Annotated in this window: 13 protein-coding genes; 12 read left to right on the top strand and 1 reads right to left on the bottom strand. The window is 39.2% G+C overall.

Annotated features, from left to right (window positions below):
* Window positions 1–123: 123 nt before the first annotated feature.
* The gene (locus I6852_RS01450; RefSeq protein ID WP_197291596.1) at window positions 124–903 is read right to left on the bottom strand and encodes a hypothetical protein; all 780 of its coding nucleotides are present in this window, start codon (window positions 901–903) and stop codon (window positions 124–126) included.
* Window positions 904–1,024: 121 nt separating this feature from the next.
* Here I6852_RS01450 and I6852_RS01445 point away from each other — a divergent pair, with 121 nt between their 5' ends.
* The 12 genes from I6852_RS01445 (at window position 1,025) to mnmE (ending at window position 8,677) form a co-directional block, all read left to right on the top strand.
* Entirely contained in the window at window positions 1,025–1,513 is a 489-nt protein-coding gene (locus I6852_RS01445; RefSeq protein ID WP_183001924.1) for a peptidylprolyl isomerase, read from the top strand.
* Between the two features lie 17 nt (window positions 1,514–1,530).
* Window positions 1,531–1,761: a carbon storage regulator gene (locus tag I6852_RS01440; RefSeq protein ID WP_000906444.1), complete on the top strand. Its 231-nt coding sequence runs from the start codon at window positions 1,531–1,533 to the stop codon at window positions 1,759–1,761.
* Entirely contained in the window at window positions 1,758–2,564 is an 807-nt protein-coding gene (locus I6852_RS01435; RefSeq protein WP_197291597.1) for a 4-(cytidine 5'-diphospho)-2-C-methyl-D-erythritol kinase, read from the top strand. Before I6852_RS01440 ends, I6852_RS01435 begins: the two co-directional genes overlap by 4 nt.
* On the top strand, window positions 2,561–3,019 hold the full coding sequence (gene smpB / locus I6852_RS01430; protein ID WP_000766473.1) for an SsrA-binding protein: 459 nt from the start codon (window positions 2,561–2,563) through the stop codon (window positions 3,017–3,019). The genes I6852_RS01435 and smpB overlap by 4 nt, the downstream gene beginning before the upstream one ends.
* A 5-nt stretch (window positions 3,020–3,024) precedes the next feature.
* Window positions 3,025–3,477 (top strand): TonB-system energizer ExbB, encoded by a 453-nt coding sequence (gene exbB, locus I6852_RS01425; protein WP_000661837.1) that lies wholly within the window; start codon window positions 3,025–3,027, stop codon window positions 3,475–3,477.
* 10 nt (window positions 3,478–3,487) lie between these two features.
* Window positions 3,488–3,889 carry an ExbD/TolR family protein gene (locus tag I6852_RS01420; RefSeq protein ID WP_000755082.1) on the top strand — a complete coding sequence of 134 codons (402 nt, stop codon included), beginning with the start codon at window positions 3,488–3,490 and terminating at the stop codon, window positions 3,887–3,889.
* A 71-nt stretch (window positions 3,890–3,960) separates the two neighbouring features.
* Complete coding sequence (rpmH, locus tag I6852_RS01415) at window positions 3,961–4,095, top strand: 50S ribosomal protein L34 (RefSeq protein WP_001847286.1); 135 nt, start codon at window positions 3,961–3,963, stop codon at window positions 4,093–4,095.
* Window positions 4,055–4,540, top strand: coding sequence for a ribonuclease P protein component (rnpA, locus tag I6852_RS01410; RefSeq protein ID WP_197291598.1), 486 nt, complete (start codon window positions 4,055–4,057; stop codon window positions 4,538–4,540). The genes rpmH and rnpA overlap by 41 nt, the downstream gene beginning before the upstream one ends.
* A complete protein-coding gene (gene yidD / locus I6852_RS01405) occupies window positions 4,527–4,883 on the top strand; it encodes a membrane protein insertion efficiency factor YidD (RefSeq protein WP_197291599.1) in 357 nt (118 codons plus the stop codon). The genes rnpA and yidD overlap by 14 nt, the downstream gene beginning before the upstream one ends.
* A gap of 5 nt (window positions 4,884–4,888) precedes the next feature.
* Window positions 4,889–6,535: a membrane protein insertase YidC gene (yidC, locus tag I6852_RS01400; protein WP_197291600.1), complete on the top strand. Its 1,647-nt coding sequence runs from the start codon at window positions 4,889–4,891 to the stop codon at window positions 6,533–6,535.
* Entirely contained in the window at window positions 6,535–7,332 is a 798-nt protein-coding gene (locus I6852_RS01395) for a Jag N-terminal domain-containing protein (RefSeq protein WP_197291601.1), read from the top strand. Before yidC ends, I6852_RS01395 begins: the two co-directional genes overlap by 1 nt.
* The gene (mnmE, locus tag I6852_RS01390) at window positions 7,325–8,677 is read left to right on the top strand and encodes a tRNA uridine-5-carboxymethylaminomethyl(34) synthesis GTPase MnmE (protein WP_197291659.1); all 1,353 of its coding nucleotides are present in this window, start codon (window positions 7,325–7,327) and stop codon (window positions 8,675–8,677) included. The genes I6852_RS01395 and mnmE overlap by 8 nt, the downstream gene beginning before the upstream one ends.
* Window positions 8,678–8,789 lie beyond the last annotated feature (112 nt).

Here is an 8,789-nt window from a genome sequence, read left to right as displayed (position 1 = left end):
AGTTTTCAAAGATCGTTTGCTTTTAATCAGCTATCCTTGTAAGGTATCAAGCGGCTTTTTAAAAGCCCTTGCTGAAACAAGGAAATGAAAGTATAGTCATAGAAAGCTTAAGGTTTGCTTAAATTATGGAATGTTTTGAAAAATATTTTGATTTTTTAGAGCGCTTAAAAATTGCACGATCTTTTCTTTAGGGATAATCACTAAACTTTCGTGGTTTTCTAAAGTGCTGCTAGCCATTCCCATAAACTCCCCCACTTCGCTAAAATAAGGCCTCCCTCCCCACAACACGCTCCCCTTTTTAAAAGAACTATCAAGCGAAAGAAACTTTTTAGATTTCAAAAGTTCAGCCACAGAAATATCCGTTATCTGTATAGAAAAAGAATTCCCCTCATTCAACGCTGGGTAGTAGAGATCAGAATTGGGTGTTTTTTGAACGGCATAAGGATTTGAATGAAAAGTTTGAGCGTATTTGGTGTAAATCCTTGCATGATAATAGCTCTCTTCTCTTTTATGGCAATAATCGTCTCTAAAATCGGCGGTTTTTAAAAGCGAAAGCCCTTGATTCCTATCCATCGCCTCAAGGCGTAGGCTAGCTATACAAATCAGCTCTTTAGCGCTGCTGTCTTGCATTTTGGCTAAAATCGTTTTAGGGTATAAGCCGTTAGAATAAAGCGTTTCAGAAGAAGCGATATAACGCCCGTTTTTGAGCAAAGTCGCATAGCCTTCTTTATAAGTCCCATCGCTAAAATACACTTTCAATAACGCAACAGAATAAACCCATGCAGGGAGTGTCGGATCAAGGGGCGGATCGTCTCTAATGATACTAACATTATTAGCGTTCATTACGCATGACAATAAAACGATACAACAACCAACCGCCAATCTTTTATGCCAACGCACCATTATCCAACTTACCGCTTATTTCAAAAGTATCCTGCAACACTATCGGCTAAAATACCAATTGTTTTAATTTATTGCTATAATAGAGCATTTGAATGACAAAAGCTTATCGCAAAGGTTTATGATGGATCCAATTAAAACTTATGAAATTAAAGAAGAAGAGCTTGCAAAAACCGCTTACGCCACGATCAAAACCAATAAAGGCCATATCGCTCTAGAGCTTTTTTACAAAGACGCACCCCAAGCGGTGAGTAACTTTGTAACTTTGGCTAAAGAGGGTTTTTATAATGGGCTTAACTTCCATCGTGTGATCGCCGGCTTTGTGGCTCAAGGAGGCTGCCCTTATGGCACAGGCACAGGCGGGCCAGGACACCGCATTAAATGCGAAGTGGCCCATAACCCCAACAAGCACAAAAGAGGCTCTATCTCTATGGCGCATGCTGGAAGAGACACAGGAGGGAGTCAATTTTTCTTGTGTTTTGTGGATTTGCCCCATTTAGATGGCGAACACACCGTGTTTGGCAAGATCACTAGTGCAGAAGGCCTTAGCGTTTTGGACAAAATCAAGCAAGGCGATATTATAGAGAGCGTTGTGTTTAGCCCTTCTCTATAAGGAACAAGAGATTAGACATGCTCATACTCAGCCGCAAAGTTAATGAAGGGATTGTCATTGATGATAACATCCACATTAAAGTCATTTCCATAGATAGAGGGAGTGTGCGTTTAGGGTTTGAAGCGCCTGAAAGCACCCTTATTTTGCGTGCTGAACTCAAAGAGGCCATTGTGAGCGAAAACCAAAAAGCTTCTGCGTCCGTAGATGAAAGCTTGTTAGAAAACATCAAAAAGGTCATTAAGCCTTGACGCATGTCTTTGAAGTTTATCCTAAAGTCAATATTTTTTTAAAAATCCTTCACAAAGAAGGGGCTTACCATAAGCTCATTTCTCGCATGTGTTTGGTCAAAGACAAGCTCAAAGACATTATCAGCGTCAAAAGTGCCTTATCTTTCTCATTAAAAGGGGATTTTGACTGCCCTTTAGAAGAAAACTCGCTCTTTAAAGCCCTCCAAATTTTAAAAAATTTTTTAAAATCAAAAAATTTCTCCCATTCTGCCATCAAATCCCTAGACACCCTAGCGATTGAAGTGGAAAAAAACATCCCCACTCAAGCCGGGTTAGGCGGTGGGAGTGCTGATGCTGGGGGGCTATTGTATCATTTAAATCAGATTTTTGACTGGCGTTTGAGTTTAGAAGAGCTTTATAGCATGGGATCTTTAGTGGGCGCGGACACCAATTTTTTCATCTCGCAATACACAAGCGCTAACGCTACTTCTTATGGCGAAGTCATTGAAAATTTTGAAGAAGAGCCTTTAGAAAATCGCCTGGAAATCTATGCGCCAAATCATGTTTTTTGCAGCACCAAAGCCGTTTATCAAGCTTATAAGCCCGAAATTTGTTTTTCTCAAGCTAAAGAATGGCTTAAAAAACCGAGTTTGGAATGTCTAAAAACTTGCGACAGAAACGGATTAAACGATCTTTTAAAACCGGCTTTACGCGCTAACCCTGCCCTCAAAGACATAGAAAGCCAACTCAGTAAGGAGTGGTTTTTTAGCGGGAGCGGGAGTGCGTTTTTTAGGCTAAAGCCTGCTCAAGGGGGGCTAGATTGAAACTCATTGCCAGCAACAAAAAAGCCTATTTTGACTATGAAATTTTGGAAACTTTAGAAGCAGGATTAGCACTTTTAGGCTCTGAAGTGAAGGCTTTGAGGCAAACTAGGGTGAATTTAAAAGATAATTTTGTTAAAATAATCAAAGGAGAAGCTTTTTTATTTGGTGTTCATATATCATATTTAGATACAATCCATGCGTATTACAAGCCCAATGAAAGGCGAGAGCGTAAGTTGCTTTTACACAAAAAGCAATTATTGAAATGGCAGATTGAGGCGTCTAAAGAACGCTTGAGTATTGTAGGATTGAAATTGTATTTTAACCAAAAAAATAGAGCTAAAATCCAAATTGCTTTAGTGAAAGGAAAAAGATTGCACGACAAAAGACAAAGTCTTAAAGAAAAAGCGCTCAATAAAGAAATTCTTGCTGATTTAAAACACCACTTTAAAGGATAATAATAATGAAAGAAATGGTAGATTATGGGATTATAGGGTTTTTGATCTTTTTATCAGTCATCGTTATAGCGATCGCAATAGAAAGGTTGTGGTTTTTTGCCACTCTTCGTGTAGATGACTACACAGACAGGCGCAAGTTAGAACTAGCCCTACACAAACGACTGACTTTAGTGGCCACGATTGGCTCAAACGCCCCTTATATTGGCCTTTTAGGAACGGTTATGGGGATCATGCTCACTTTTATGGATTTAGGATCCGCTTCTGGCATTGACACTAAAGCGATCATGACTAATTTAGCCCTTGCTTTAAAAGCGACCGGTATGGGGTTATTGGTAGCGATCCCTGCGATTGTGATTTATAACTTGCTCGTGAGAAAAAGCGAGATTTTAGTCACTAAATGGGATATTTTCCACCACCCGGTTGACACGCAATCCCATGAGATTTATAACAAAGCCTAAGGATTGAGCGGTGAAAAAAGTAGAATCCATGAATGTGGTGCCTTTCATTGACATCATGCTTGTGTTGTTGGTGATCGTGCTTACAACGGCGTCTTTTGTGCAAACTTCAAAGCTCCCCATTAGCATTCCCCAAGTAGATAAAGACAGCACTGATTCTAAAGACGTGTTGGACAAAAAACAAGTTACGATCGCCATTTCTAATAAGGGTTCTTTTTATTTTGACGATAAAGAAATCAGCTTTGAAAATTTAAAACACAAGGTTTCCACTTTGGCTAAAGACACCCCTATTGTCTTGCAAGGCGATAAGAAAAGCAATTTGGATAACTTTATCAAAGTCGTGGATTTATTGCAAACGAACAATCTGAAGCAGCTTTACATTCTTGTTGAAGATAAAAAGAATCAAAAAAATTAGTTTTAGTCAATTTTTAGCATTCTTTAGCTAAAATCTGTGTTTATGTTTAATTTTTATCAAGGGAGTTTTAAATGAAACGCACTTACCAACCACACAACACACCAAGAAAGCGAACCCATGGCTTTCTTGTGAGAATGAAAACCAAAAACGGGCGCAAGGTGATTAATGCCAGACGAGCTAAGGGCAGAAAAAAGCTTTCCGTCTAAACCCTATGACTCTTTAAAAAACAAGAGTGAGTTTGACAGGGTTTATCAAAAGGGTTTCAAAAAACACAACCCTTTTTTTTCGCTCTTTGTTTTGGATTTATCAAAAGAGCCACCAAAAGAAAAAGAGGGCTTTAAAGATCCGCTCTCTTGTAGGCTTAAAGACAAAAAAGTGCTTTATTTATTAGGTTTAAGCGTGTCCAAAAAAGTCGGCAACGCCGTGAAACGAAACCTTATCAAACGCCGTTTGCGTTCGCTTACATTAAAGCATGTTGCGCTTTGTCAAGGGCTTGCTTTGGTGTTTGTGCCTAGAAGGGATTGTTACCATTTAGATTTTTGGGCTTTAGAAAAACATTTTTTAGAAATGCTAACTTCCATTAAAAACTATATGAACAAAGCCTTGAAAGGCTTGAAAAAAGGAATGACTCATACCTATGCGAAACAATAAAACGCCTTTTTTGAGCGCGATTTTTACGGCATCAATTAGGGGTTACCAACGCTTTTTTTCGGCTTTCACCCCTTTAAGCTGCCGGTTTTACCCCACTTGCTCCAACTACGCTCTGTGGTTGCTCTGTTTTGAAAGCCCCCTAGTTGCTATGGGTAAAATCGCTATAAGGATACTCTCATGCAACCCTTTTTGCTCTGGGGGCATTGCTTACCCTACTACTCGCTTGAAACGCCCTAGTTTGCTCCAATCTCATAAAGATTTTAATCGCAATTTTAAAACCATTACTTTTTGGCTCGTTCCTACTGCAAAAAGCCGCACAACTTACTACATCATTAAGGTTTAATCACAATGGATAGAAACAACAATAATAATCTCCGCTTGATTTTAGCGATCGCTCTGTCTTTCTTGTTTATCGCTCTTTATAGCTATTTTTTCCAAAAACCAAACAAAACAACAACCCAAACCACAAAACAAGAAACAACCAACAACCACACAGCAACAAGCTCTAACGCGCCCAACGCCCAACATTTTGGCACCACTCAAACAACCCCACAAGAGAATTTGTTAAGCACGATTTCTTTTGAGCATGCCAGGATTGAAATTGATTCTTTAGGGCGCATCAAACAGGTTTATCTCAAGGATAAAAAATACCTAACCCCCAAACAAAAGGGCTTTTTAGAGCATGTGGGCCATCTTTTTAGCTCCAAAGAAAACGCGCAACCCCCCCTAAAAGAGCTCCCCCTTTTAGCAGCCGATAAACTCAAGCCTTTAGAAGTGCGTTTTTTAGACCCCACGCTCAATAACAAAGCGTTCAACACCCCTTATAGCGCTTCAAAAACCACCCTTGGGCCTAACGAACAGCTCGTTTTAACCCAAGATTTAGGCGATCTTAGCATCATTAAAACCCTGACTTTTTATGATGATTTGCATTATGATTTAAAAATCGCATTCAAATCGCCCAATAACCTTATCCCTAGCTATGTGATCACCAATGGTTACAGGCCGGTGGCTGATTTAGACAGCTACACCTTTTCAGGCGTGCTTTTAGAAAATAACGACAAAAAAATTGAAAAAATTGAAGATAAAGACGCTAAAGAGATCAAACGCTTTTCTAACACCCTCTTTTTATCCAGCGTGGATAGGTATTTCACCACCTTGCTTTTCACTAAAGATCCTCAAGGTTTTGAAGCCTTAATCGATTCAGAAATCGGGACTAAAAACCCCTTAGGCTTCATTTCCCTTAAAAATGAAGCGGATTTGCATGGTTATATTGGCCCTAAAGATTACCGCTCTTTGAAAGCGATTTCACCCATGCTCACTGATGTGATAGAGTATGGCTTGATCACTTTCTTTGCTAAAGGCGTGTTTGTTTTACTGGATTATTTGTATCAATTCGTGGGCAATTGGGGTTGGGCTATCATCCTTTTAACGATTATCGTGCGCATCATCCTTTATCCTTTAAGCTATAAGGGCATGGTGAGCATGCAAAAGCTCAAAGAATTAGCCCCCAAAATGAAAGAACTCCAAGAAAAATACAAGGGCGAACCCCAAAAGTTGCAAGCCCACATGATGCAGCTTTACAAAAAACATGGGGCTAACCCGCTAGGGGGTTGTCTGCCCTTAATCTTACAAATCCCGGTGTTTTTTGCGATTTATAGGGTGCTTTATAACGCTGTGGAATTGAAAAGCTCAGAGTGGATTCTATGGATTCATGATTTATCTATCATGGATCCGTATTTTATTTTACCGCTTCTTATGGGAGCGTCTATGTATTGGCACCAAAGCGTTACGCCAAACACCATGACCGATCCCATGCAAGCAAAGATTTTTAAACTACTACCCCTATTATTCACAATCTTTTTAATCACTTTCCCTGCAGGGTTAGTCTTGTATTGGACCACGAACAACATCCTTTCGGTGTTGCAACAACTCATCATCAATAAAGTCTTAGAGAATAAAAAACGCATGCATGCACAAAACAAAAAGGAACATTGATGCAAAATTTTATTGAAATCAAAGCCAAAACCTTAGAAGAAGCCCTTATCCAGGCTTCTATCGCCTTGAATTGCCCCATTATCAATTTGCAATACGAAGTCATTCAAACGCCCTCCAAAGGGTTTTTAAGCATTGGTAAAAAAGAAGCCATTATTTTAGCGGGCGTTAAAGAAAGCGTTAAAGAGATTCAAGAAGAGAGCGTTAAAGAAACCAACACGAAAGAAAATCATCAAAACAATATAGAAGAAAAAAAACAAAAATTAGAAACAGAAACGTCGCAAGAAGAAAGAATCACCCCTAAACCCCCTAAAAAAAACCTTAAAGAAGAATCTCATAATGGAGACAAACTCCATGAGATTAAACAAGAATTGAAAGACTTGTTCTCCCACTTGCCCTATAAAATCAACAAAGTGGAAGTCAGTCTTTATGAACCGGGGGTTTTATTGATTGATATTGATGGCGAAGATTCCGCTCTTTTAATTGGCGAAAAAGGCTATCGTTACAAAGCCCTTTCTTACTTGCTCTTTAACTGGATCCACCCTACTTATGGCTATAGCATCCGCTTAGAAATTTCCACTTTTTTACAAAACCAAGAAAAGGTTATGGAAGCGCAACTCCAAAGCGTGATCATGACCGTGCATGAAGTGGGTAAGGGGCAGATGAAAGCCCATGATGGCGTTTTAACCTATATCGCTTTAAAGAAATTACGAAAAGCGTTCCCTAATAAGTATGTTTCTATCAAAACCAATTTAAACGATGAAAAATACATCGTCATCAACGACTTTAACAATGAATGACACCATCGCCGCTATCGCTACCCCTTTAGGCAAGGGAGCGATTAGCATCATTAAAATCAGCGGCCATAACGCTCTAAACATCCTCAAACAACTCACCCAAAAACAAGACTTCACCCCCAGATACGCTTACGTGTGCGATATTTTTTCTAATGGTGTTTTATTGGACAAAGCGTTAGTCATTTATTTCAAAGCCCCTTATAGTTTCACCGGTGAAGACGTGTGCGAAATCCAATGCCACGGAAGCCCCCTTTTAGCGCAAAATATCCTTCAAGCTTGCTTGAATTTAGGGGCTAGGCTCGCTAAAGCGGGGGAATTTAGCAAAAAAGCCTTTTTAAACCATAAAATGGATTTGAGCGAGATTGAAGCGAGCGTTCAGCTCATCCTTTGTGAAGATGAGAGCGTTTTAAACGCCCTAGCCAGGCAGCTTAAGGGCGAGTTAAAAATCTTTATTGAAGAGGCTAGGAATAATCTTTTAAAGCTTTTGGCGAGCTCAGAAGTTTTGATTGATTATAGCGAAGAAGACATTCCTAGCGATTTTTTAAAGGAAGTGTCTTTTAATTTAGAAAAACAAATCGCCTCTTTTAAAGACTTATTGGATTTTTCTAACGCGCAAAAACAAAGGAATAAGGGGCATGCCTTAAGCATTGTTGGCAAACCCAATGCCGGCAAAAGCTCCCTATTAAACGCCATGCTTTTAGAAGAAAGAGCTTTAGTGAGCGATATTAAAGGCACAACAAGAGACACTATAGAAGAAGTCATTGAACTACAAGGGCATAAGGTGCGCTTGATTGATACGGCCGGTATTAGAGAGAGCGCGGATAAAATAGAGCGCTTAGGGATTGAAAAAAGCCTTAAAAGTTTAGAAAATTGCGACCTTATTTTGGGCGTGTTTGATCTTTCTAAACCCCTAGAAAAAGAAGATTTTACTATCATTGACGCCCTTAATCGCGCTAAAAAGCCTTGCATTGTTGTTTTGAATAAAAACGATTTAGCACCCAAACTGGAGCTTGAAATCTTAAAATCTTATCTTAAAATCCCTTATTCTTTACTAGAAACCAACACCCTAAATTCCAAGGCTTGTTTGAAAGATTTGAGCCAAAAAATCAGCGCCTTTTTCCCCAAACTAGACACTCAAAACAAGCTCTTGCTCACTTCCCTAGCCCAAAAAACCGCCCTAGAAAACGCCATTTTTGAATTGCAAAACGCTAAAAACCATTTAGAAACTTTGGAGCTTTTTTCTTATCATCTTTTAAGCGCGATAGAAAGCTTGAACTTGCTCACGCGCCCTTATGAAACCAGCCAAATGCTTGATAGCATGTTCAGCGAATTTTGCTTAGGCAAATGAAACCGCTTAAAGAACGGGTTAAAAACCCTTTTTAGCGCCACTTTTTGAGACTTTTTTACCCATTAGCGCCGTTTAATAATTTACAAAAAAAAAAAAAAACAATACTGCCATT

The sequence above is a fragment of the Helicobacter pylori genome, from assembly GCF_015904775.1.
GTDB classification, from domain to species: domain Bacteria; phylum Campylobacterota; class Campylobacteria; order Campylobacterales; family Helicobacteraceae; genus Helicobacter; species Helicobacter pylori_DM.
The sequence above is the reverse complement of the archived record's forward strand: the minus strand, read 5'-3'. Positions and strand labels throughout refer to the sequence as shown.